The sequence below is a fragment of the Syntrophaceticus schinkii genome (assembly GCF_000946815.1).
Lineage (GTDB): Bacteria > Bacillota > DSM-12270 > Thermacetogeniales > Thermacetogeniaceae > Syntrophaceticus > Syntrophaceticus schinkii.
Map to the genome: position 1 here is coordinate 1 of NZ_CDRZ01000203.1, position 998 is coordinate 998.

General features: G+C 42.4%; 1 protein-coding gene. It reads right to left on the reverse strand.

Translation table 11 applies throughout. From position 1 onward, the window contains the following. On the reverse strand, positions 1–387 hold a 387-nt coding region (locus SSCH_RS07480), incomplete at its 3' end, for a hypothetical protein (RefSeq protein ID WP_044664919.1). Between the last annotated feature and the right edge of the window lie 611 nt (positions 388–998).

Here is a 998-nt window from a genome sequence, read left to right on the forward strand (position 1 = left end):
AAGCCTGTGGTCTCCGCCCTCCCCCGGCTTGATCGGTTCAAAACCTAAAATGATCGGCGGTTTGCCACCCACTATCTGGCAGGTGACAATCTTATGCTCGTAGGTAGTCGTCCCATCCTGGTGATGCACTTCCTGGCAGGCGTTACAGCATCGGCTCTGAGTTCTGAATATACCTGTGCCGTCAATAGCCGCTACACGGTAATGATCAATGGTCGGCAACATCTTGCTGCGCCGTGCTTTGTTGATTACTGCTATATACAGCTTTTTAATCGGTTCCAGTTCCATTCCAATAGAACTGTGACGGATGGTATCTGCCGAGGGTGGCCTCTGTTTCCTGGGTAGAAGCTTTTTAAAACTCTCTTTTGCTCTGCGCTCAAGTTCTTCCAAACTTTGCACCTGCAAAGCAAAGCCTATCAGAAGTGTTACCCAGATAGTACCCGGTTCTATCTCTGGATCTTTTCTTTCATTCTTTGCCCATTTTGTACAGCCCTCAGGCAGGAATACCTTGTTGATGTAATCGAAGAAAATCTTTGAGCCACCGTTTCGACATCGGTGGTAACACCTCCTGGAAATGATGATTTGATCGTTGTTGCTTCCAGGAGGTTTTTGTCATTTAGTTATGTTTTTTCCTGCCTGTTTGGTTTAAAAAATGCGAATTAATAAAATTTTGCTTTTATACTGCGTTGCTTGCACCGCAAGAACTTAGGCGATCACCTGCGGAGTTTCTGACAATATGTTAACAAACTGTTTATAAGATGTTGCCTTATTTAATATAGCAAAGATTACCGGGGTGTACAAGCCAGAGAATCTGCAGGAATCACTTGCTTGACATAGTAAAGCAGTTGTCTATAATTTAATAAAGAAGTGTGAGGAAATAATAGCCTGAATCGATTGCAGAAAGGGTTGAAAAAAATGAAGAGAACCTACAAACCGAAAGAAAAGAAAAAAGAAAAAGAAGTACACGGTTTTAATGAAAAAGAAATGAGAAAAAAGCCGGA